Here is a 23735-nt window from a genome sequence, read left to right on the forward strand (position 1 = left end):
TTATTGTTCTGCAACATGCACCGTTTGTAAAAATTCTGCGACTGAGAAATGGTATTCTTTCTCTTGATTTCCTTGAATGGTTCGAATCATTTTTTCAACTTCTGGTTGCAGAGCGGCAAATTGAACTTGTTGTCCACGACCTTCTGCTGCGAGACAAAATTCTTCTAAAATATCTAACGCCGTACTATCAATGCTAGGAACTCCTCGCATTGAAAATACTACACCACTTTTTGTTTCCAATTGCAGTAACGTTTGTTTCAATCGTTCAGAAGACATGAAAAATAACGGGCCACTCAAATAAACCACCACCCAATTTTCCGTACAATCGGTCGGTACTAGCCCCATTCTTGACCAATCAACTTCCTCGACATTAATCGTAATCACGGCACTTTTCGCAATGAAAAACAGGCAACCCGCTAAGACCCCTAAAACAATCGCTAAACTCAAGTCAAAAATAACGGTCGCTACCATCGTTAAGAAGAATAAACATAAGGCTGTGTGGAAACGTTTCTGGAAGAATTCTTTAATCACCGACCATTCATTCATTCGCCACGCTGTCACCACTAAAACACCAGCTAACGCAGGCATGGGAATTTTAGACATGACTGGCGATAAAAGCAACATCGATAACAATAAAAAGACTGCATGAAAAATACCCGCTAAACGTGTTTGCGCACCAGATTTAATCACTACGCTCGTGCGGGCAATCGCTGCTGTCGCAGGAACGCCACCGAAAAATGGCAAAATTAAGTTGCCAATTCCTTGTGCCACTAGTTCCTGATTACTGTCTAATGGTTTCCCTGTCATGCGACCAGCCGAAGCGCCACAAAGCAAACTTTCAATCATACCTAACATAGCAATGCTAATCGAAGGCACCAAAATATCCTGAAACGCACTTAATTGAAGCGAACCAAGTTCCAAACGTGTATCACTAAAAATACTTGTCGGAATTTTCCCTACAGTGGCCACTGGCAGTTGAAAAACCACTGTTGCTAAAGTAGCTAAAATAATCATCACCAATGAAGCTGGTATCATCGCATTCCACTTTTTCGGAAAGAACACTAATCCAAGCACCACTAAAATCGACATAACCGTCGTTGGTATACTTAAATCAAAGCCCAATGAACGATAACTGCTGATTTTCTCAATTAAATTGTGTCCTTCTGAACGAACCCCAAAGAAATTATCAAGCTGCCCCAACGCAATAATAATAGCAATTCCTGAAGTAAACCCGGTAATGACCGGTGACGGAATAAAAGAAGTCAAGCTCCCTAAGCGCAAAATCCCTGCCAAAAGCAAGAAAATTCCCGCCAAAAAGGTGGCCAACAAAATCCCTTGCATGCCATGCACTGCCGCAATTGACATTAAAATAGCTGCCATCGCACCTGTTGGTCCTGAAATTTGATAAAACCCACCTGAAAGGCTCCCAATCACAATTCCAGCGATAATCGCCGTGATCATGCCAGCTGCTGCAGTGGCGCCGCTAGAGACCCCAAACGCTAACGCTAACGGCAACGCGACGGCTGCGACAGTCAAACCTGCCAAGAAATCTTTTTTCAATTTTTTTTGATTATACCCTTTAAATTCATCCCTTATCATTTGTGTGTACTTTTTAAACATTCGCATCCTCTTTTCATGAAATTTCCATTCTAAAGATATCATATTTTCGGAAAGATAATAAGGTGTTTTGTGAAGGAAATCGCTAAAAAATTTTTTTCACCTCATTTAGACAAAATTGTCTAATATTTTAGGAATTTAGCCACCGCTGTTTCCTAGAGTATGATATGCTTAACTAGTAAACAGGCTTCACAAACTTACATTAATTGGGGGAAACTATTATGTGTACAGGCATCAAGATTATTTCCAAAACAAATGATATTTTTTATGGACGTACGATGGATTTTACGTTTGACTTTTTTGGCAACGAAGATCCAATTGCACCAAAAATCCCTACTCTAATTGCTCAATTTCCAAAAGGTACAGTTCTAAATAGCCAACTAAATCCTTGGACAGCAAAATATGCCTTTATGGGACTAGCAATGTCAGGCACAGATCAACCAGCGAACGATGGTAAAACCGTCAGCCTTGCTATCACAGATGGTATCAACGAAGCCGGCTTATCTGGTGATATTCAATATTTAATGGAATCTTCAACAGCACCTGCTGAAAGTTTAGCAGATCGTGGTTTAACACCTCATATTGCAGAAGAAGTTCTCGCTTATATTTTGAGTAATTTTGAAAGCGTTGACGAAGTAAAAGTAGCTTTTGAAAAAATTGGCCTGTTAGATCAAAAATTCCAACTTGATTCATTGGGGGAAGTTCATTTCACCTTACACTGGACCATTAATGATAAAAATAATAATAGTATCGTTTTGCAACCAACAGATAACGGAGCGTTCGTCATTTATGATTCGATTGGCGTAGTCACAAACAGCCCAGAATACAATTATCATTTAACCAATGCACGAAACTATATCGGAATGCGCAACTACGCTATTAAAGAACCTTACACTTTAAAATCAGGCGCAACACTTGACCCAATTGAAGGCGGGACTTCTTACGGACTACTAGGAATCCCAGGAGACTTCACTTCGCCGTCACGCTTCATTCGTGCGTTATACTATTCTGACAATCTCCAAGAATTTGATAGCTCTGAAGGGATTATGCAACTCTATCGCGCCTTCCAAACAGTGATGATTCCTCGGGGGATTGGCCATTTAGGTCAAAGTAATTCTCTGTCTGATTTCACACATTATTGGTCAGGATATGATGTGACTAATCTAACCATGTATGTCCAACCAGAAAGTACTACCTCATTTACAAAATACACTTTGGATCCAGCTTTAACAGAAGTTACTACTTTTGCTGTTTCTAACGAGCTACTACTAACAGATTTAAATCAATAAAAACACAAACAACGTCTCTGACCAGGTACTTGGTCAAAGACGTTGTTTCGTTCATTTTTCAGATAATGCGTTATACAACGGCGCTAATTCTTGAAGCGCCTGACAACTTTTTTCTTCAATCGTTTCAAGCTTTTCCGTCGCAAACCACAACTTACCGATCTGAAATGAGCGATTGCCTATCCGCTCTTCTAGAATTTTCCGTTGTTTTTCATCTGCTAAATAATCTTTTAAAGGCAAATGGTCCACTAGTTCATGCTCCTCCTGCGGCCAAATATAATAGCCTTCGCAGTCGATGGTTTGACTCCAAGCTTCTAAACGATTAAGCAATTGATTGTAAGCGACGACCGAGCCTGCCCGCTCCTCACTTTTGTAATGTTGAAACATCAAATATACTTGAAATTGCTTTTTATTTAATAACAACGCCAGACAAGCATTTTCCGCTTGGCGTTGCTCACTGCGATATGCAGCCCAGAAATGACTGCGTAAATTCCAGCCGTTGGTCCAGCTTTCGATTTTCGGCTTAGTGATGCCGAGTTCAGCTGGTAAACCTTGGGCGATTGCGAGGTTTAAGGCTTTCCACTTTTCCCAATGTTGCTTGTAGGTTTGCTTTAAGGCATCGATTTCTGCTGATGTTTGTTGCTCTTTGAGTTGTTTAAATGTGAAGATTTCTCGGTTGAATAGATTGAAGTCTTGATGGGTTAGGTTCATTTTATTCCCTCTTTTTAGTATCTTCTAGTTACTCTTAATAATCTTATTTTTCAATAGCCATTGTAAAAATAACACAAGGACTACAATTGGCCAAAGCGTGATTGGGAAAAAGAGCCCCACAAAAATGCCTGGTACAAGAATCGTCCCTAAAATCTGGGTTGTTAAACTCGTAGCAAAAATTGCGACAACAAAAAGCGAGTCAATTGTTGGGAAAAATTGTGCGACCGCAAACCCGATTAAAATAGCTGAAAAAACGACGGGAAAAATATCGCCACCTATCCAACCTGTGTGTAAACAAACTTGTAAAAATACTAATTTCATTATCGCAGCAATTACCAAGATGTACCAGGCTTGTTGACTACCAAAACTAGGAACTAAATGCATAAAAGATTGTCCTGAAAATAGTAATCTTGGCATTAAAATAACAAAGAGAAAAATACAAGCTGCACCAAAGCTTACCAGTATGCTTTGCTTTTATTCAGATAACTCAATACCAACGCTCCTAGCACACACAAGACAAAATAATAGAGAATTGGCCATTTCATTTGCGCTGGCAACACCTCCCAGAGCAGAGTCGTTAGCTCTCCTTCAATGATTAAAAATGCTCCTGAAATTCCCGCGATGATACTACTTAAAAATAACCCACTGACGATAATTGTCCACATTTTTCTGTTACGCATACTTCCTCCAAATGATAGTTGTTTCTTTTATAGTAGCAGATAGTTAGTGGTTTGTGTTTGAAGATTTTGGGAAGGATTTATTTTTTTGAAAAAATTGAGGTTATGAAAAGATTCCATTTTTTATTGATTAAATTATCCTTCTTGTATAATCGTTTCTTTTAGCTATATATATTCCATTAAATTAAAAACCGCCACTTATATTGCTTCTTAAGTTCCCACAAACAACGCCACTTCCAGCGCCAACAAGTCCACTTCCTTATCAAAGTCCAACAGCACTAGCTGTTCAATTTTCTCCAATCGCTGTAATAAAGTATTACGATGAATAAAGAGTTTTTTGGCTGTTTGAGACAAGTTTCGTTTTGATTGAAAATAGACATTCAGTGTATGGACAAAGTCGGTATGTTGCTGTTGATCACTTTTCTGCAATGGTTGAAGATATTTTTTTCTGAGGGTTGCTTGTCCTTCTGCTAAAAAATAACGTTGTAGTGTCTGTCTAAAATGAAAATTCGCGTAGGAAGCAATCCTCATTTCAGGTTTTTCTGCAATGAATTGACGTTGAAAGGATAAAACGTCAATCGCTTGTTGATAAGATTCATGAATCTGGGTCAGACCTTGAATCTTAGGTCCTATTGTTAGGAAAAGTTCCACATCTTCTTGTACTTTCATTAACTGATTTATACTACTTTGTGCTAGGCGTTGCATCATTTTCAGATAATCGCCTTCTTTTTCAGGTGGATCTTCAACTAATAAGACAAAGGAACTGTCAATTTCAATACAAACAATTTTTTGTTTGTCCCCTAAGATAACTTGGTTTAGCTGGTTACCTAAAATAGACATTCTTTCTTGCCTTTGGCGTTCATTTAAGGTTAATGAAATTAGCAAAATCGCATAGGGCTTATCTATTGCCAAGCGATAATATTGTTGAAATTGTTGGAAAACAGCTTGGTCCCTCTTTTCATGCGCAATCAGCTTAAAAAATAATTCGTTTCGTTGTTGGTATTCTTCAAATTTCCGTGAGTATTCCAATTGCAATTGTAAAAGTAAGTAATGAGCTGTGATTTTAAAATGAGCCACGTCGACTGGTCGTAATGGGGCCAAGGTGTTCCAGACGAGTAAATAATATAAAATAACATTTTTCTTTTTAATTGGATAAATTTCAATTGGCACCACTTGGTTCTGGAGTTTCAACTGTAAATGAATCGGTTCTTGATAAAAGCGTAATAATGGATGACTTTGTTCAAGTAATTGTTTTTGGAACTCTGAGGTTTCTTGTCTATCTTCTAAAATGCTAGAAATACGAATTGGATTTTTAGGCAAGTCAAAAAAATTAACTCCTTCAAAGTGGTCATTCAATAACAAGACAGGATTTTGAATGGTTTCTGCTAGATCCTGCAGCAAATGAAAACTGCTACTTCCCGTTTCTAAGATTTGATAAATTTTATTATGCAATGCGGTTTCTTGCGCATTCATGTCAAATTGTTCTAACGTGACACGACTTTTCAACACGTCAGCAATTTGCGAAAAGGTATAATTGTAAGGAATTGCTAAAATAGGAACGTTCATTTCATCTGCTAATTTGATTAGGTCTGGCGGAACTTCTTCAAAATAACGTTGGGTTTTAAATCCCAAGGCAGCACAATGGTGTTTGGCTAGTTCTTTCAAAAAATTTTTCTGTAATTTCCGATCATCTTTAAATATGTACCCTGTCGTTAACAGCAGCTCACCTGCTGTTAGCCAATCTAAAATATCAGGATTTTCTAAAATATTGACTTTTAAAATCGGTTGGTCCTGATTTTTATGTCCTGCCACTAAGGTAATGCCAGGTAATTCTTCTAACGTTAATAAATCACTCACTTTTAACATCATTTATCCTCCCAATGTACAAATTGTCCATTCAAACTTGTAAATCAATGTCATTTTTAGCAATTGTTTAGCGTGCTGGATTCTTTTATTATGAAGTCGTGAAAGCGCTATTAAAAAGGAGGTCGTTGGAATGACAAAAATTTTAGCTTATGACCAAACGATTTTATCGAAACTCCCTCATCAAACATTGACTAGTTTGCAATGTTTTACGCACGCTATTAATTATGGTCATGTAGACACCCAAGAAATTCTCTTGACCATTTCAACGCATCCCGAACATATAGCACCTAACACGATTATACTCGATGAAAAAAAACTTAGCCATTTCGCTGATTTACCTGTCCAAATTGAGCCCCTGTTTATCCGGTTAGGCCGACGACAATTAACCCTAGCCGATGCCCAAATTTGGCAACCAACGCCACTTTATTTAACACCCAGTAAAACAAAAATAGCTATTTTTTTAACGTATATTCAGCAAACTCGTTTCAATCCTTGGCAAGCGCTTTTTCCTGCTTCGTCGTCAACCTTTCTTTTTGATTCTTATAGTCGGACCCAGATTCAAAAAGAAATGATTCATTTTCAACAGGCTTGGGAGCAAAAATCTTTTAAAATAGCTCTTGATTGTTTAACGAAGATTTTGGGATTGGGGATTGGTTTAACTCCCACTGGCGATGATTTTATCACAGGATTACTTGCTAGTTTTTCTGCATTACAGCAACTTCCCTCGAATTTCCAACAGCTGGCTGTGCTAGCCAAGGAACGAACGAATGCGGTCAGTTATGCGGAAATCCATGAAGCAGTGAACGAACGGTTTTCTCAACTAGTTCAGCGTGTTTTTTTATCAATTGAAAGTGGAAATACAAACGAAATGGCTCAAGCGGTTTCAGCTTTAGAGGAGGTGGGCTCAACTTCAGGAAGCGACATACTTTGCGGCATTATTTTTGGTTTAAAACTATTTTGTGAGGAGAATAATCATGACAATTCAAACAGTAATTAAAGAGAACGCCTATTTTGATTCAGTTACTTTAATGACCATTTCAACACGAGCCAATGAACTGGCTGGAGTTAAAACTGCAATGATTGGGATGGGAACCGACATGAATCTTGAAGTGATTCGGAATGTTGGTTTATATACACCCGCCTTGGATCATGTTACAACGGGTGATTTATTAATTGTTTTAGATCTTGATGACCAAGCGAACTCAGAAGAAATTTTACAGCAAGTCGACGAGTTATTTACAAAGAAAAAGAAAACCGCTTCTTCTGAAGTAACCTATAAGACGTTAGATTCAGCCCTTTATGAAGAGCCTGATGCCAACTTAGTTGTAATTTCTGTCAATGGAAAATTTGCTGCACGAGAAGCGCATAAAGCTTTAGATCAGCAAAAACACGTCATGCTCTTTAGTGATAACGTGACGGTTGACGAGGAATTAGCGTTAAAACAAAAAGCACACGAAAAAGAACTGTTTGTGATGGGCCCTGATTGTGGAACAGCGATTATTAATGGCGTCGGGTTATGTTTTGCTAACGAGGTACGTTCAGGAGATATTGGAATTGTCGGCGCTTCTGGTACAGGTAGCCAAGAAGTTAGTGTCCAAATCCATAAATATGGTTATGGGATTTCACAATTAATTGGTACTGGCGGCCGTGATTTGTCTGCTGAAATTGGTGGGCTGATGATGCTTGACGGGCTGGATGCTTTAATGGCTGACGAACAAACTAAGGCAATTTTGCTTATTTCTAAACCGCCTGCTCCAGAAGTAACAGAGAAAATTTTAAAAAAATTAGCTGTTTCAACTAAACCAGTTGTTATTTATTTTATCGGCAGTGAACAAACGGAACGAAAAATAGACAACGTCACTTTTGCTACTTCTTCTCTGGATGCAGTTCAAAAAGTGATTCAATTTAGTCAAACACAGGAAGCGGAAACCAGCCTCTATCAAAATCCGACAGGCGCAACGTTAACAGCCATCCAACAGCAACAAGCCCCTTCTCAAAAATTTGTTCGTGGGTTGTTCTGTGGTGGCACTCTTTGTGATGAACTTTTATATGCTTTAACAGAAGTCTCTGATGATGTTTATAGTAATATTCATAAAATTCCTGAACGACAATTAGCAAATCCTGACCACAGCCAAGCACATACATTGATTGATTTCGGTGATGATCGTTTCACAGAAGGCCGCCCACATCCAATGATCGATCCGACTTCTCGGATTACTCGCATTCTTCAAGAAGCCAAAGATCCTGAAGTGGCAGTTTTAGCGTTAGATTTTGAATTAGGTTATGGTTCTCACGAAAATCCCGTTGGCGTGTTAGCGGAGGCGTTAAAGGAAGCCAAAGCAATAGCGAAAGCAGATGGTCGTGAGTTAGCCATTATTGGCTATGTTTTAGGGACCGAAGAAGATCCACAAGATATTCATGAACAGCGGAAAATTTTAGAAGATTTAGAGGTTCTCGTTGTCGACAGCAGTCATCAACTTTGCGAAGCCACCAAAACTTTTGTAAAAGGAGCGAACGAACATGAGCAGAAATGATCTTTTTAAACAGCCTTTAGATACGATCAATGTAGGCATTGACTTTATTCATGAAGATATGAAAAAACAAGGGATTCCTTCACATCAAGTAAATTGGGCACCGCCAGCCAATGGTGACCCAGAGCTATTAAAATTATTGGATCAATTAAAAAATCCAACACTTTATGAAAAAATCCAACAAGCCAACGAAGAAGCGGTTACCCGCATTATTCAATCAAAACCTATTTTAGTAGGATTTGATAAAGCAATTAATGTCATGCCCGATATGACTGAAACGACCATTTTACATGCTGGGCCACCCATTACTTATGAAAATATGTGCGGACCGATGAAAGGTGCCGTTCAAGGAGCGCTTGTTTTTGAAGGATTAGCAAAAGATCTAGCTGATGCCGATCGGGTTGCTCGTTCTGGCGCGATTACGTTTTCTCCTTGTCATGAACATGATGCCGTTGGTTCCATGGCTGGCGTGACTTCTCCGAATATGTACGTTCATATTATCAAAAATGAAACGTACGGCAACACGGCTTTTACTAATTTAAGTGAACAATTGGCGAAAGTTTTACGATTTGGTGCAAATGATCAATCCGTCGTGGATCGCCTGATTTGGATGCGCGATGTTTTAGGTCCATTACTTCATGATGCCATGACTTTTTGTCCAGAAGGCATTGATTTACGCTTAATGCTTTCGCAAGCCTTGCATATGGGCGATGAGTGCCATAATCGCAATGTAGCCGGAAGTACGTTGTTAGTCCAAGCATTAACACCTTACATGGTTCAAACTGATTTTTCTCGTGAACAATTAAAAGAAGTATTTGAATTTCTTGGCAGTTCTGACTATTTTTCTGGTCCGACTTGGATGGGTGCCGCTAAATGTGCGTTAGATGCTGGTCATAATGTGGAGAATAGTACAATTGTCACCACCATGTGTCGCAATGGGGTCGAATTTGGAATTCGTGTCAGTGGGATTGGTGGAAATCACTGGTTTACGGGGCCTGCCCAACGGGTGATTGGTCCGATGTTTGCTGGTTACACACAAGAAGATGCTGGTTTGGATATGGGCGATAGTGCTATTACAGAAACGTATGGTGTTGGCGGATTTGCCATGGCAGCTGCACCAGCAATTGTCCCATTAGTTGGCGGAACAGTGGCAGAAGCATTGAATTATTCAAAAGAAATGCTGGAAATTACTACGAAAGAAAATCCCAATGTCACGATTCCTGTTTTAGATTTTATGGGGATTCCTTCAGGCATCGACGTCTTAAAAGTCTTAGAAACAGGGATGCTGCCTGTCATTAATACTGCTATTGCTCATAAAGAACCGGGGATTGGTATGATTGGCGCTGGATTGACTAATCCGCCAGCAAACGTCTTTAACGAGGCACTAAAAGCTTTAGTAGCTAAAATAAACTAATTTCAAAAACTTAGTAAAATGTCATTTTTTTGGAGCGATCATATGAAAAATAAATCGATCAATTACGAAGCCGTTTTAGCTCTTGTTGTAAAAATTTTTTTGGGAATGTTCCTGTATTGGATCATGAATGGCTTTCGACATGTGTCTAACTTTTTTCCTTACAATGACGTAGTTACCAAAGTGAATCAGCAGGGATTTTACAAATTTATCTATTTTGTTATGAACTTCACGGAAGGGGAATTTTACGGTGGACTTTTTACAACGCTTTTCTTACTAATCGGCGGTCTGATTGCTTGGCAACTTTATCGGAAAAATTCAAAATGGCAGGGATTTGCAATTGCTGGTGGTTCTGGTGCTTGGCCTTGGGTACTTGCTTCTCAGCTACTTTCCCTCTTTTTAACTATTTATGTTTTTGATTTTACACGCTTTTTTACAAAAGAAGTGTTGTGGTTACCAACGTTTATTGTGGTTGTCGGCACGCCGCCAGCTTTAACGCTCGTTTATGGTCCTGGCTGGAAAAAATTAGGAACGATTTCTCTGTTGAGTGCGCTTTTCACCTTTCCGTTTGCCAATTGGCTGAATGCGCAATTGATGCCCCTTTTAAATGTACCTGGGACAGTTTCCAACGTTACCACAATGGCTTTTGTTGGCTGGATTGTTTCAGCCATCTGTCATCAACTTCCTTGGATGGTTCCTTCTGTTGCACCAATCGCTCAGAAGCGGCAAAAACAACCTAAAATTGAAAATACGCAAACCTTTCAATGGTCAATACGACGCACTTTTGCTGACTTCTCCGAAGCTTGGTTTTATGGAAATGAGTTAGTTGGAGGTTTGGTAATTCTAGGCGTTTTAACAGATTGGTTTGTCAATATTAATCATATTACAAATGGTTCTGGCTTGGTTCCTGACATTTTAATGGGACAAATGATTGCTTCGGCTGTTGGTGTTTTTCTTTATCGAAAACATTTCGCTGAAGAAGGTTGGTATCCAACGTTTATGCCACTGGTCAGCATTGTTCCTGGTGTGATTTTAATGATGGGTGGTGGCTTTTGGCTTTCCCTGACCATCGCCGTTTTAGCAGGAATTAGTGCGGCCCCTGTCGGTAGCTATATTGCTAAACGATTACCTCCGTTTGTTCCTGGTGCTGTCGGCTTTGTATCAGGAATGGCTGTTGTAACCATTTTATTGTCAGCCGTTTTGCATACATTTGATATTTTTGTATAGTGGATAAAAAGAAGCGAATGACGATTCGCTTCTTTTTTTAATTGACCAATCCCCTTTTTATCCGTATTCTTAAGCAAAAGGAGGTTTTGCCATGTACTCCATGTTAAAACGTGTGATAACGGAAAAAGATTTGCTTCGGCAAATTCGTTTGTTGGAACAGTTGTTAAATGTTCCCCAGCTGACAGCCAAGCGTTTAGCCACGCAAATCCAAACGACAGAGCGAACCGTTTTTTCGGATTTACAGTATATTCGCAGTCAATTACCCGCCGACTGGTCCATTGAAACCGATAGCAGTGGTATTCGGTTACGTAATCAGGGGAATGCGCAAACCAATGAGCTTTGGTCATTATTTTTACCTCAATCCATTAGTATTCAGCTATTAAAAGAGCTACTATTTACGAAAGAGTTAGTGACAACTTCTTTTTTGAGCACTAGTGGTGTTTCTTATGAAACTTTGAAGCGACATATCAAAAAAATGAATCTGGCCTTACGTGATTTTCATTTAACGATTCAGCTAACCACGACGACCATTCAGCTAATCGGGGCAGAAAGCAATATTCGGATTTTTTATCACCGTTTGTTGGTGCCTTTTACTCATAATAATTATTTTTTTGACGATTATTCTATTCATGAGGAGCATTATTTTCAATTTTTGAAACAAGTTTACAATAGTGAGTTGACGGTGGAAACGGAAGAAATTTTTGGCGCTTGTTGGTTTTTTATTAACACGATTCGCAACAAAGCCAATTGCCGAGTGAGTCAATTTTCTTTTGACTCAAAAGATGTCTTGTTTCAACTTTATCAACCGTCCTTGGCAAAACTTTATGCTTCTGAAGGCATCTATTTGCAAGGAGAAGAAAGTTTTTTCGCCTTCTTTTGTTTCTTAGAAAGTTGGAATTACGATAATGTCTATGGCGAAACGTTGGCTTCTGCGCTCCACACTCATTACAGTCAGCTGCGAAAGTCGTTACAACAGTTTGTCACTAATTTGTCCACTGAAGAAGCCCGGCCTGATTTAATCCAAACAAATTTATTGGATAATCTGTTATTGTTATTCATTAAATATACCGAGTCCCCAACACTTTCTGAGCAATTTCAATTGGAATATCAAGAATTAATGACTGAACAAGCCGCGGAGGACCTTGCGTTATCAAAGAGCAACCAAGAACTTTTGGAGATTTTATCTCGCTACACCACGATTGAAGAACCAACTTATTTTCTTAGTTTGGCTTCTTTGTTAGAAAAACAAGCCAGTTATTCTATTCAGGCGCAAACGATGACTGCCTATTTCCTCTTTCAAGGGGAACCTGCTTGGAAAGCTTTTTTACAACAAGAATTAGCTGCTTATTTAGGTACTCGTGTGAAATTACAAGCCATTGAATATGTGGAACTAAGCCAGTTGACGTTAAATGAAGTCGACATAATTATTTCCAATTTTCCCTTGGATCATCTTGATCTTCCTGTCTTTTATCTCTCTTTAATTCCAACAAAAAATGAACTCCGCCGACTAGCAGAGCTCACTCTTCATTCTTATTTTTAAAGGAACTAGCGAGGACATTCGCTAGTTTTTTGGCTTTCTTTCGTCATGAATCGTTTGGTTATATATTTTTCCCCTTCAACAAGGAAAAACAGACTCACAACATGGACGAAAATCATTGCTAATTGAAGGCCATTTAAAGAAGTTGTGCCAATTAATTGCTGCGCTACTGGCCAGTAAACTACTAGCGCTTGTAGTAAAAAGAGGATTCCTAATGAAGCAAACAACACTTTATTTTGGAAAAATCCTGTGCTTAACGACGGATCAACCAACTTACGACAGTTGATCATATACGCTGCTTGCGCTAAGACGATACTTTGTAAGAGGAACGTTTGCTGTAAGGCTTGGCCCTCAAATTGTAATGCCATAAGGTAACCTGGTACCATAATGAGTACCGACACATAGACGATTCTAAAAATACTGTACTTTGTTAAAATGCCTTCGTTGACATCTCTTGGTGGTCGTTTCATGGTATCAGCACTCGCTTTTTCAAAACCTAATGCATAAGACAAAGTAATCGTAGTTACCATGTTTACCCATAATATCTGGACAGGTGTCAACGGTAGAGGATGATTCATTAAAAGCGCCCAGACAACAATTAAACCTTGTGCTAAAGAGGTTGGCAAGAAGAAGGTAATCGTCTTTTTCAAGTTATCAAAAATGCGGCGTCCTTCTTTCACGGCTTTAGCAATCGTATGGAAATTATCATCTGCCAAAACCATATCTGCGGCTTGTTTGGTTACTTCACTTCCTTTAATTCCCATGGCAATTCCGACATCGGCTTTCTTTAGTGCTGGCGCATCGTTCACGCCATCGCCGGTCATCCCGACAATTTCACCATTGTTTTGTAAAGCCGTGACAATTCGTAATTTATGTTCTGGCGTCGTTCGTGCAAATACATCGACTTTTTGAACGTGCTGAGCTAATTCTTCATCTGACATAGCATCAATTTCTAATCCTTCAAGGACTTTTTTCGTATGCTTTAAACCAACTTGCTCGCCAATGGCTTGCGCTGTATCTTTATGGTCTCCGGTAATCATTTTGACGGAAATACCTGCTTCTTGAGATTCTTTGACGGCTTGAATGGCACTTTCTTTTGGCGGATCGATGATGCCTGCCAGTCCAGCAAACGTCAATCCTGACAATGTTTCATGTGTCAGTTCCTGTTGTGACGTAACTGTCTTATAAGCGAAACCTAATACCCGTTGTCCTTTTTGCGCTAATTGCGCAGCTTGTGCTTGCCAAGCACCTTTTTGATTATCAGATAACGTAGAAAGTTGTAACAATACTTCTGGCGCACCTTTGACATAAATAATTGAACCTTCTGCTTGCGGATGGCGAGTGGCCATGTATTTATAACTTGAACTAAACGGAATTTTCTTTTCTACAGGGCGTAAAGACAGTTGATCCTGATCGACATATTGTAGTAAAGCTAACTCGGTAGGATTCCCCTGCAAGTCGGCGATTTTTTGTTGGTCTTGTAATTTCAATTCTTGACAGTTGGCCATAATCTCTTTGACAATGGTCATTTCTTCAGTCACTACATCCATTACCGTCATTTCATTTTTAGTTAGCGTTCCTGTTTTGTCTGAACAGATAACTGTCATTGAGCCTAATGTTTCAACGGAAGGCATGCCTTTAATAATCGCATTTTCTCTAGCCATCTCATGAACACCCATCGATAAAATCATCGTTAACACAGCAGGTAAGCCTTCTGGAATCATTGCTACAATTAATGCAATCATCGCAGAAAATAAGAGGCTCCATTCCATGCCATGACGAAAAGTGGTAAAGAAAATCAGGAACAAGATCAAGACCATAATCCCTTGGAAAATTTGCTTGTTTAATTGGTGCATTTTCCGTACGAGCGGCGTTGTTTTTTGATCTACTGACTGCAACGCGTGATTAATTTTTCCAACTTCAGTGGAATCTCCTGTTTCTACTACAACGCCTAAGGCTGAGCCCGCTTGGACAAGAGTTCCTGAAAAAGCCAAATTCTTTTGATCGCCTGTTGGCAATTCTTCATTCAAGGAACCGGTAATTTTCTCCACGGCTTCTGATTCGCCTGTCAAAATTGATTCTTCAATCATCAGATTATGAACATCAAATAAGCGCAAATCTGCTGGGACTACATCGCCAGCTTGTAACGTGACTACATCTCCCAGAACCAATGTTTCAGAAGAAACGGTTGTTTTTTGTCCATCAATTAGAACGACTGCCTCTTGGCCCATCATCTGTTTCAGGCCGTCTAATGATTCTTCTGCTTTACGCTCTTGCCAATAACCGACAAAGCCATTGACAAGTACCACTAGAAAAATGATACTTCCTTCGACCACTTCGCCTGTGGCAAATTTTAGAATTGCGGCAGCGAGTAAGACCACCATTAGTAAATCTGTAAAATGTTTGGCTAGCTTTTGCCACGTTTTCAGTTGTTGTTTTTCTTCAATTTTATTTGGACCATTCGTTTGTAAACGTTGCTGACGTTCTTCGCTAGAAAGACCCGTTTGCTTCGTCTTAGTCTGCTCGATTACTTTTGTTGAGGAAAGTTGATACCATTTCATTTCGTGTACCTCCTATTTACTTGATACCTTTATTATAGAGAGGATTTTCTTCACAAAATGGTCGATAATTTCAGTGGCCCCTGAAAAAAATGGGGCCGAGATTATTAAAGAAAAGAACAACCCACATTTTAGCGGGTTGTTCCTTTCTTTTAAATATTTTCTTGTTCGACCACCAATTGACTTTTGCCAATTAACGCTTTAACATCAATGATTTCACCATTTTTACGTCGGTCTGCTAACTCAACTGAGGTGGTAAACAACAAGTCACTAGAAGAGTTCAACGCTGTTTCAATGGAATCTTGGACTACGCCGACGATAAAGCCAACGCCGACGACTTGCATGGCAATATCATTGGAAATGCCAAACAAACTACATGCAAGCGGAATTAACAACAAGGAACCACCAGCAATTCCTGAAGCCCCACAAGCAGAAACAGCGGCGATGATACTCAACAATAATGCTAAATAGATTGGCACGGACATGCCTAATGTGTGGACTGCCGCCAATGTCATAATGGTAATCGTAATGGCTGCGCCGCCCATATTAATCGTTGCGCCCAGCGGAATAGAGACCGCATAAGATTCTTCATTTAAATCCATTGCTTTCGCCAATTCCATATTAATGGGAATATTGGCCGCAGAACTGCGTGTAAAGAATGCGGGAATCGCACTTTCCTTTAATACAAAAAAGACTAACGGATACGGATTTTGCCGAATATTCCAAAAAACAATCGCTGGATAAACGACTAAAGCAACCACGGCCATCGTACCAATTAACAATAATAATAACTGGCCATACTTAGCTAACCCTGCAATGCCTGTGGTTGCCACCGAATGAAACACCAATCCCAGAATCCCAATTGGCGCAATGCCGATAATCATTTGAACGACCGTGGTAATCCCTGTCGAAAGATTGGCAATCACATCCTTGGTAGCGACCGAACTTTGACGTAACCCAATACCGATTAATGAGGACCAAAATAAAACAGATAAATAATTGCCTTCAATCATCGCTTGAATCGGATTTTGGACAACGCTTGTTAACACATTGCTTAAAACATCACTAAGTTGCGTTGGGGCTGCTTGCGCTTCCTGCGCCGCCTCCAAGACAATCTTAACGGGAAACAGATAGCTTGCCGTCACGGCAACAACAGCTGCCAAAAATGTCGCTAACAGATACACAACTAAAATTGATCCAACATATGTTTTCGCCCCAGCCTTTTGTTGGGCTAGCGACGCAATAATTAAGACAAAAACTAAATCGGCGCAATTGCTTTTAAGGCGCCCACAAACAATTCACCAAGAACGCTGATGAAGGTCCATTCTGGCACCAAGAAACCCAAGGTGGTTCCAATCACAATCCCTATCATGATTTTTTGAATTAACGATAATTTCCGAATCGCTTTGACCATTCACTTCACGCTCCTTTAAAATAAAATACAGTTTGGGACATACTACCATAATTATTAAGATAAAAAAAGAGTGTTTCTCAAAAAACTTTCATTTTTCGAGAAACACTTGGTCAACTCATCAATTTCGTCTATTTTTCTGAAGACTTTTCCGCTGAATGTTCTTTGTTTTTATGGTGATGGTGGTGATGACTTTGTTTAGAATACAAGTAGGATTTTGCTACGACCGAAATAAACATAGCCATAATCCCCAAGCCTACTGTAGCATAAACCATGGTGAAAATTTTTCCCAAGTCAGTAACTGGATGCACATCTCCATAACCAATCGTGGTTAACGTCATGAAACTTAAATATAACGAATCTAATGGCGACAATTTTTCCACTGTTGAATAAAAAATAGTCCCACTCAACAACGTGGTTGCCAGTAAAAAGAACAAGGCACGAGTGTCTTCTTTTTTTAAGATACCTAAAAAAGATGAAAATAATTTTTTGACAGAAATAAGTAAAGATAGCAAAAAAATGACCTCTTTCTATTGTTAATCTCTTCTTAACGTTAGCACTTTTTAGATAAAGTTCAACTTTTTAATTGGTGTGGTTAAAGAAAATTTATTTTTTTGTTATTTATAATACACTTCATCTAAAAACAACCCTTGTGCAGGAGCCGTTTCACCTGCGCCTTCTCGGACTTTTGTTGCGAACAATTCATCAATTATCGCTAATTCTTTGGTGCCTGCACCAATTTCTAAAAGTGTCCCAACGAGGATGCGGACCATTTTATGCAAGAAACCATTGCCCACAAAAGTGAACTGTAACATTTCGCCGTTTCTTTCAATCGTAATCTTTTCAATCGTTCGAGTAGTCGATTTTTTGGTTTTTTTCAATGCTGAAAAGCCAATAAAATCATGGGTCCCTATTAATTTTTGGCAAGCTTGTTCCATTTTTTCTTGATCCAACGCTTTGGGAAAGTGAAAACTATGATACCGTTCAAAGGCATTAGGAATTGGGCTATTCCAAACATAGTAGCTGTATTGTTTGCCTGTGGCGTTATACCGTGCATGAAAACGTTCAGGCATTTCTGTAACTTCTTTAACAACAATATCGCCAGGTAAATATCGATTTAAAAAGGATAACATTTCGGTTGTTGTTAGTGAACTAGTCGTTTTAAAATTCGCTACTTGACCACGTGCATGTGTGCCGGCATCCGTTCTGCCTGAGCCAATAATTTCAATCGGTTCACCCGTCATTTGTTTTAAAATACTTTCAATTTTCCCTTGAATCGTTTTCTCTGAATTGCCTAGTCGTTGCCAACCTGAGTATCTTTTACCATCATATTCAATGGTTAATTTTATGTTGCGCATGGGCGAAGCTCCTTCGTATTCTTTTTCTCTCTTATCATAGCAGAAATAAGTGGATTTTTCTTCTTTTCCAAGAGAGCCTGGGACAAAAATCACTTTGGATTTTTGTTCCAGGCTTAAAAATTGATAAACGGCGGGGACAGAAGCAACACTACGCGTTGCTCCGATCTCAACAACTTCTAAGGTGTTTTCTCGACATGCGTCTCGTCACAGTACAGCCTTCAAAAGAGCTACAGCTCTAAGAGTTGCGATGTTTCACTGTGAAGCATGAACAGATGAAATCATCGTACCTACTTGGTGAAGGTCCTTCGGAAATAAGCCGAAATTGTTGAGAATCACGAAGAACGTAGTGATTCGATGATGAACAATACCTACTTGGTCTCCAAAAATTAAAGAACAATTTTCGGAAATTCCTTCTTATTTCTCGGAGTTAAACACTTCTGTCCCGACCTCTTAGTTTAATCCTGCAATTTTCAATTCTTCAACATTCGCTGCTTTAGCATTTTCAGTCACTACGGCTTTAAATGTCACTTGGTCGCCCTCTTTTAAGAATAGCGCCAGCGGACTGTTATTAGTCGTTACGCTAAAAATGGTTTTTTCATCTTCTAGTAAAAATGAAACTACCGTTTGCGCTTCCCCAGCTACTACTGAGACACGAGCTACTTTACCTTGCATCGTTTTCAAGTTGGCTTTGTCTGTATTTTCATTGTTGCTTCCTTTGGTTACTAATTCAATTCGATAAGCGTCTAATGCGCCTTGAGCCGTGTCTGCATCAATCACAATATCATTATCTACAGCATTTATATAGACATATTTTTTGAAAATCCCTTTACTGTCCATTAACGAAACAATCCACGTTGGCACGCCATCAATATTATAAAGGACTGGCATACTAGCTTTCCATTTCTTTTCTGGATAAATTTTTGAAGCGATAGAAATGGCGCCATCACTATCCATAATGCCGACTTTAGTATCACGATAATACGTAACTTGACCTGTTCGGGCATTGATTAAGGAGTAACCTAAAGCGGAATCTTGGTCTTTTTCACTACTTGTAAAGTCCGTAAAATAAAGCAACTGGTTCCCTTCCTTGTTCATCATCGGCGTAATTTGTCCTGATGCATAAATACCATTTTCAGTTGGAATTTTAACATCTTTTTTGGCACCAAACATTGTCTGGTTCCACCAGCCTTGACTGTAACGACCAAAGAATTCATTTAAGCTATTCGCCGCTGAGCTAGTAATCGGCGCATCAACGAAACTTGGGGCGTTTTGACTGTCATAAACGTTAACTTCTCCTGTTGTAGCATTTAATACTGCCGTTTTAAATTCATTATAGTGCATGCGACCAGAAACCCCATACTCTTTGTAAAGCGTTTGAATATAGTAAGGATTCCCTTGGTCGTCCAGCTCTAAATTGATTGTGCCAGTTGCTGCATAACCTGGATAAGCGGAGTAAATTTTTCGTGCGGCATCTTTGCCAAAGTAAGCTGAAGGAGTATAAACAATTGGTTTTTCTACAAATTCTGGCTGCGCGTTGATATCTGTCGCACTAATGATGAAATAGCCAGGTACTTCCCCCAGTTTTAGCCATTTAAAGAAGCCATTAAATTCGACTGTTGCTACATAAACATACTCGCCATTGACAACTTGTGCCGTTATACCATCCAAAGTAAACATATTGGAATTGGGAATGACAGAAAATTTCTGTAACATTTTTCGTTTCGCCGTTTGTGGTGCAATCGCAATGGGTGTTTCTTTCGCCGAAGTTAAAACTTCAGCTTTTTCTTCCGTTTTTAAAGGAATCGTTTGATAAATTTCATCAATAGAAGAGATTCTGGTAATACTACTAACAATAGTCAACAAAATCATTGCCAAAACGGCAACACCCAAAATTTTGCCAGACCAGTCTTTGTTAGCCGTTTTGTTGGTATTCTTCCCTACTTCTTTGCGGCCCTTTTGGATACCAGGAACTTCGACTTTACTAGCCAAGTGTGTACTTAATAACACCCCACTAGCAATCACTGCGCCAATCAGATTAATCCATAACACGGTTGAAAGATTTTTACTTGGCAAAGTCACAAATAAAAAGATACCTAACAAGAGCAATTCAATCGCCATTAATAGAATAGTCCCCTTACTCTTTTTCCCTTTATTCGCTACAATTTTGGCGCCATTCGCAACTAAGATCCCGATACCAAAAAATAACGTTAACCCAATAAAATTAAAAAACATTCACTTGCCCTCCTCATAGATAAGTAAAAAAAGTGCTCCCACGCATTGTAGAAGCACTTCCTGTGATCCATTCTATTATAACGTTTTCTATTTTTACTGACAATATCGTTGAAGCAAAATCAGTCGGAAGGCTTAGAGTTCTGAAAAACGTTTATTTCTCTGGCTGAATATAAGGAACGATAGGTGCGGTCACGCCAATTGAAGCCCCACGAACAAAAGGTTCATTTTGTAAGGCTTTGAAATTTTTAGTTTGTCCGGTGAGCATGACTCCCCAAATAGGTAATTTTTCGACTTTTTTATTTTTATTTTGTTGGATAAATTTTTGGCCTTCTTGGTTGTCAGCAAACATGGGGGATTTTTCTAAGGTTTCAAAAAAGTGTTGCTTGTCGTTTTCAGGATCAAATATTTCATTTTGATCGTCCATGCTTAATTGAAAACCATAAGGCAGCGTACCAGAAGGACCCTCTTTTTCATTAACCGTTTCGGAGTAAACATAGAGCCAAACTAAGTTGACATTGCTCGGTAACATTTTGCGGACTTCTTCATATGGATAAGGTTTATCAAAAGAAATCGCCACTTCCGCTACTTGGTTTTCCATTTTATCTAATTCACTTAATTCGTTTTTGATACCACCATAGTAATTGGTAATCGCTGGGTTATAAAAAGATGCTACTTTCTGCTTGGTTTGTCGGTTGTATTCATAAAAATTCTTAGAAGAATAATAGCTACCAGGATAGACTTCATTCCAGTCAATCGAATTTCTGAAAAAGCTATATCTGCTACGTAAATTACTCCACTCCACCGTGTAACCATCAATATTTTTTGAACGATTGGTCACAACTTCGCCCCCAAAAGGCGAACTATTAGCAATTACTTGGGAATCTAATTGAGTGTTTGGTGAAGCAATCATTTCTTGATCATTAATTACTTCTAGTAGGGTATGATAGTTTTTCGTCGAAAGTTTATCCATTCCCACAAAAAAACCGACAAACAATACGGCAAAACTAACAACGGTTATTACACCAATCACGATAAATTGTTTTCTTTTCGCTTTACGAATACTTTTTTTTAAATCCACTTCTATTCCTCCAGTTCTTTTTTTAATTTTTGACGTGTGCGATACAATTTTTTGCGAACATTTTCAACAGATAATTCTAAAATCAACGCAATCTCGGCATACGATAATTGATAATAATATTTCAAAAGCACTAGTTCTTGTTCCTCATCTTTTAAGGAATCGATCAATAATAATAACTCTTGCCCTTCCATTTTTTCTATTGATTGCACAGGATGACTGTTTGCCACAAAAGTGCGCTCTCGTTTCTTTTTTCGATACATCGTAATGTAGTAATTAAATGTTACTCGGAAAAACCACGGGCGTAGATTTTCTGATGTAATTTCAGGTAATATTGAAAAAATCGTTGTATACGTTTGCGACACTGCATCTTGTGCATCTTCAAGACTCACTCCTCGGCGAATCAAGACTTGGATGACTTCTTGCCCCAAAGAAAATAGTACTTCGTCAAAATTTGCCTCCTTTTTCATCTGATTTCTCCTTTCACTTATACAACGTTTCAACTAGGGAAAAAGTGGACAGTTCTTCGTTCATTATTTTTATGTATTTTTCTCTCAATAAAAAATGCTCCTGCTTAAGCAGAAGCATTTTTGTTTTTGCTTATTTATCATTTTCCAATGACTAATCTTCGTGTATAAACGGCTTGCCCAGAATGCATCACTGCATCATCAATCGCTGAAACTAAACGCACTTGTCTAGTCACCGGCGGGGTCCAATTTTTATCAATCACGTCTGACAATTGTTCTTCTTTGATTTGGTCTAAATAGCTTTTGGTAAGTGCCACACTGGCAGCCAAATAGTCACTAAGCAATTGCTTTTCTGCCACCACGACTTTCGCCGCTTCTTCTGGTGTGTGATGCCAGTCTTCTGTTTCATCTGGCAAATCCAAGGCAAATTTTTCTGTCCAGTGTTGGCTAAGCCATAACGGTTCACTATGATTAAGTGCGGAAATTTGTAGGTCTAATTCTCTGGCTGTGTGCCACATCAGCCAAGTAACAGACTTGATTAATGGTGCGGGCATCGTGTTTGCTTCGGCAACGGTCATTTGCGCAAGTGTTTCTTCAAAACGTTCATGCGCTCGGTCAAGGGTTTCACTAGAAAGTTGAGTGACTTTCATAAAAATACCTCCTTTGTAGATTATTTATTGCGATTTATGCTTTTAATCATTAATGAATGTCATTGAATTAACTATTTTTGTACAAATATCCGATATTTCTTTATCTTCCATTAAGTCATATCTTTCAAGCAAACTATATACTAAATTACTTATGTTTTGTTCTATAAATATATAACACATGTATTTTGGTATGACTTTCCACGTCATGATATTTTCCTCAATTATTCCAATACCACTCATGCCATGTACATCTATAGATGTTAAACCATAATAAAAATTTACTATATTTTTTTTTATTCCTATATGCTGCATCAATTGTGTAAAAGATTTAATTTTCCAATCTAATGAATACCATTTTCTTTTATATTCCGCGATTTTATTAGGATTAGCTTCAAAAAGTGAAAACCATTTATCTTCATAATATTTTAAATAATCTTTATATGAATTTATAGATGAAGATATTTTTTGAAGTTGATTCAATTCTTCTGGTTTTAATATAATTTCACTGTCCGATGATCTAATGATAGTTCTAATTACTTGAATTTTTTGATTTAAGTAGTATGATGTCGCTAATTTTTCTGTATCTCCATTCAGTATATGAATAATGCTTACGTAAGTCTCAATAGATGCTCTTGTTAAAATAGATATGGATTCTCCTCTTCCTAAATAAGAAAGGTCAATTATTGTTTGTATTTTTTCTATATAATTTTTTGTTAAATTCATTAAAACATGATCTTCAAATAGAATTTCTTCTTTATTTAGCTTATCAATTATTAAATAGTAACATTTCTCAACCTCATTAACTAATTCAGCTTTTATTTTCTTATCACTATATTTATTACTTTTCACCCTATTCACTCCTTCACACTATTTAATTTTATCATACTTAAAACTTACCCTCCAAACCTTTAAACACTTATTTTTATGAGTTTTTCACAATGACTAACATTAACAATTGACATTATTTCTACTTTCCCTTATTATGTGGAAAAGTACCTTTAAGATAGTCCGAGAGGCTAACAAGGCAAAGTTCTGTAAAATTCTGTATTTTTGTATAGTGAATGATACGAGATGTCTTGCCCTTTTTTTGTGTGCAAGGCTTTTTTTGCGCGGTGCTTAAT

Annotated in this window: 17 protein-coding genes and 2 pseudogenes; 6 read left to right on the forward strand and 13 right to left on the reverse strand. The window is 38.4% G+C overall.

The window, feature by feature from the left end; all coding sequences use genetic code 11:
* The gene (locus IGJ63_RS11725; protein ID WP_002396652.1) at positions 1 to 1662 is read right to left on the reverse strand and encodes a SulP family inorganic anion transporter; all 1662 of its coding nucleotides are present in this window, start codon (positions 1660 to 1662) and stop codon (positions 1 to 3) included.
* A 176-nt stretch (positions 1663 to 1838) separates the two neighbouring features.
* On the opposite strand from IGJ63_RS11725, the gene IGJ63_RS11730 reads away from it, so the two are divergent.
* Positions 1839 to 2906, forward strand: a complete 1068-nt coding sequence (locus IGJ63_RS11730) for a choloylglycine hydrolase family protein (RefSeq protein WP_002367364.1) — start codon at positions 1839 to 1841, stop codon at positions 2904 to 2906.
* Between the two features lie 51 nt (positions 2907 to 2957).
* Here IGJ63_RS11730 and IGJ63_RS11735 read toward each other — a convergent pair whose 3' ends face one another.
* The 3 genes and pseudogenes from IGJ63_RS11735 to IGJ63_RS11745 form a co-directional block, all read right to left on the reverse strand.
* The gene (locus tag IGJ63_RS11735) at positions 2958 to 3614 is read right to left on the reverse strand and encodes a glucose-6-phosphate 1-dehydrogenase family protein (protein ID WP_010707056.1); all 657 of its coding nucleotides are present in this window, start codon (positions 3612 to 3614) and stop codon (positions 2958 to 2960) included.
* Between the two features lie 24 nt (positions 3615 to 3638).
* Positions 3639 to 4294, reverse strand: a pseudogene (locus tag IGJ63_RS11740) (hypothetical protein).
* A 207-nt stretch (positions 4295 to 4501) separates the two neighbouring features.
* Complete coding sequence (locus IGJ63_RS11745; protein ID WP_325820975.1) at positions 4502 to 6160, reverse strand: PucR family transcriptional regulator; 1659 nt, start codon at positions 6158 to 6160, stop codon at positions 4502 to 4504.
* A 127-nt stretch (positions 6161 to 6287) separates the two neighbouring features.
* Between IGJ63_RS11745 and IGJ63_RS11750 the strand changes: the two genes are divergently transcribed.
* From IGJ63_RS11750 to IGJ63_RS11770, 5 genes are all read left to right on the forward strand, one after another.
* On the forward strand, positions 6288 to 7154 hold the full coding sequence (locus tag IGJ63_RS11750; protein WP_002365307.1) for a DUF2877 domain-containing protein: 867 nt from the start codon (positions 6288 to 6290) through the stop codon (positions 7152 to 7154).
* Complete coding sequence (gene fdrA, locus IGJ63_RS11755) at positions 7132 to 8691, forward strand: acyl-CoA synthetase FdrA (protein WP_010821134.1); 1560 nt, start codon at positions 7132 to 7134, stop codon at positions 8689 to 8691. The genes IGJ63_RS11750 and fdrA overlap by 23 nt, the downstream gene beginning before the upstream one ends.
* The gene (locus tag IGJ63_RS11760; RefSeq protein WP_002355045.1) at positions 8678 to 10102 is read left to right on the forward strand and encodes a DUF1116 domain-containing protein; all 1425 of its coding nucleotides are present in this window, start codon (positions 8678 to 8680) and stop codon (positions 10100 to 10102) included. The genes fdrA and IGJ63_RS11760 overlap by 14 nt, the downstream gene beginning before the upstream one ends.
* A 42-nt stretch (positions 10103 to 10144) precedes the next feature.
* The gene (locus tag IGJ63_RS11765; RefSeq protein ID WP_002359110.1) at positions 10145 to 11326 is read left to right on the forward strand and encodes a hypothetical protein; all 1182 of its coding nucleotides are present in this window, start codon (positions 10145 to 10147) and stop codon (positions 11324 to 11326) included.
* A gap of 100 nt (positions 11327 to 11426) precedes the next feature.
* Positions 11427 to 12866 (forward strand): helix-turn-helix domain-containing protein, encoded by a 1440-nt coding sequence (locus tag IGJ63_RS11770; protein WP_002393163.1) that lies wholly within the window; start codon positions 11427 to 11429, stop codon positions 12864 to 12866.
* Positions 12867 to 12871: 5 nt separating this feature from the next.
* On the opposite strand, the gene IGJ63_RS11775 is transcribed toward IGJ63_RS11770, so the two are convergent.
* The 9 genes and pseudogenes from IGJ63_RS11775 to IGJ63_RS11815 form a co-directional block, all read right to left on the reverse strand.
* On the reverse strand, positions 12872 to 15424 hold the full coding sequence (locus IGJ63_RS11775) for a cation-transporting P-type ATPase (protein WP_202576181.1): 2553 nt from the start codon (positions 15422 to 15424) through the stop codon (positions 12872 to 12874).
* A 149-nt stretch (positions 15425 to 15573) separates the two neighbouring features.
* A pseudogene (sstT, locus tag IGJ63_RS11780) lies at positions 15574 to 16835 on the reverse strand (serine/threonine transporter SstT).
* 128 nt (positions 16836 to 16963) lie between these two features.
* Positions 16964 to 17347, reverse strand: a complete 384-nt coding sequence (locus IGJ63_RS11785; protein ID WP_002355036.1) for a potassium channel family protein — start codon at positions 17345 to 17347, stop codon at positions 16964 to 16966.
* A 102-nt stretch (positions 17348 to 17449) separates the two neighbouring features.
* Positions 17450 to 18190, reverse strand: a complete 741-nt coding sequence (gene truA / locus IGJ63_RS11790; RefSeq protein ID WP_002365313.1) for a tRNA pseudouridine(38-40) synthase TruA — start codon at positions 18188 to 18190, stop codon at positions 17450 to 17452.
* A 450-nt stretch (positions 18191 to 18640) separates the two neighbouring features.
* On the reverse strand, positions 18641 to 20422 hold the full coding sequence (locus IGJ63_RS11795) for a DNA-binding protein (RefSeq protein ID WP_284955205.1): 1782 nt from the start codon (positions 20420 to 20422) through the stop codon (positions 18641 to 18643).
* Positions 20423 to 20573: 151 nt separating this feature from the next.
* A complete protein-coding gene (locus tag IGJ63_RS11800) occupies positions 20574 to 21500 on the reverse strand; it encodes an anti-sigma factor (protein WP_148406343.1) in 927 nt (308 codons plus the stop codon).
* Between the two features lie 2 nt (positions 21501 to 21502).
* Positions 21503 to 21967, reverse strand: a complete 465-nt coding sequence (locus tag IGJ63_RS11805) for an RNA polymerase sigma factor (RefSeq protein WP_284955207.1) — start codon at positions 21965 to 21967, stop codon at positions 21503 to 21505.
* Positions 21968 to 22104: 137 nt separating this feature from the next.
* On the reverse strand, positions 22105 to 22614 hold the full coding sequence (gene gst / locus IGJ63_RS11810; protein ID WP_002361063.1) for a DinB family glutathione transferase: 510 nt from the start codon (positions 22612 to 22614) through the stop codon (positions 22105 to 22107).
* A gap of 42 nt (positions 22615 to 22656) precedes the next feature.
* A complete protein-coding gene (locus IGJ63_RS11815) occupies positions 22657 to 23463 on the reverse strand; it encodes a DUF5677 domain-containing protein (RefSeq protein WP_010824230.1) in 807 nt (268 codons plus the stop codon).
* Positions 23464 to 23735: the final 272 nt, after the last annotated feature.

The organism is Enterococcus sp. DIV1375a (assembly GCF_051712205.1).
GTDB lineage: Bacteria > Bacillota > Bacilli > Lactobacillales > Enterococcaceae > Enterococcus > Enterococcus faecalis.

Bases quoted from the DNA above. Each gene is read 5' to 3' on its own strand.
- IGJ63_RS11725 (WP_002396652.1), bottom strand. From the start codon at position 1,662: ATGATATCTTTAGAATGGAAATTTCATGAAAAGAGGATGCGAATGTTT.
- IGJ63_RS11730 (WP_002367364.1), top strand. From the start codon at position 1,839: ATGTGTACAGGCATCAAGATTATTTCCAAAACAAATGATATTTTTTAT.
- IGJ63_RS11735 (WP_010707056.1), bottom strand. From the start codon at position 3,614: ATGAACCTAACCCATCAAGACTTCAATCTATTCAACCGAGAAATCTTC.
- IGJ63_RS11745 (WP_325820975.1), bottom strand. From the start codon at position 6,160: ATGATGTTAAAAGTGAGTGATTTATTAACGTTAGAAGAATTACCTGGC.
- IGJ63_RS11750 (WP_002365307.1), top strand. From the start codon at position 6,288: ATGACAAAAATTTTAGCTTATGACCAAACGATTTTATCGAAACTCCCT.
- fdrA (WP_010821134.1), top strand. From the start codon at position 7,132: ATGACAATTCAAACAGTAATTAAAGAGAACGCCTATTTTGATTCAGTT.
- IGJ63_RS11760 (WP_002355045.1), top strand. From the start codon at position 8,678: ATGAGCAGAAATGATCTTTTTAAACAGCCTTTAGATACGATCAATGTA.
- IGJ63_RS11765 (WP_002359110.1), top strand. From the start codon at position 10,145: ATGAAAAATAAATCGATCAATTACGAAGCCGTTTTAGCTCTTGTTGTA.
- IGJ63_RS11770 (WP_002393163.1), top strand. From the start codon at position 11,427: ATGTTAAAACGTGTGATAACGGAAAAAGATTTGCTTCGGCAAATTCGT.
- IGJ63_RS11775 (WP_202576181.1), bottom strand. From the start codon at position 15,424: ATGAAATGGTATCAACTTTCCTCAACAAAAGTAATCGAGCAGACTAAG.
- truA (WP_002365313.1), bottom strand. From the start codon at position 18,190: ATGCGCAACATAAAATTAACCATTGAATATGATGGTAAAAGATACTCA.
- IGJ63_RS11795 (WP_284955205.1), bottom strand. From the start codon at position 20,422: ATGTTTTTTAATTTTATTGGGTTAACGTTATTTTTTGGTATCGGGATC.
- IGJ63_RS11805 (WP_284955207.1), bottom strand. From the start codon at position 21,967: ATGAAAAAGGAGGCAAATTTTGACGAAGTACTATTTTCTTTGGGGCAA.
- gst (WP_002361063.1), bottom strand. From the start codon at position 22,614: ATGAAAGTCACTCAACTTTCTAGTGAAACCCTTGACCGAGCGCATGAA.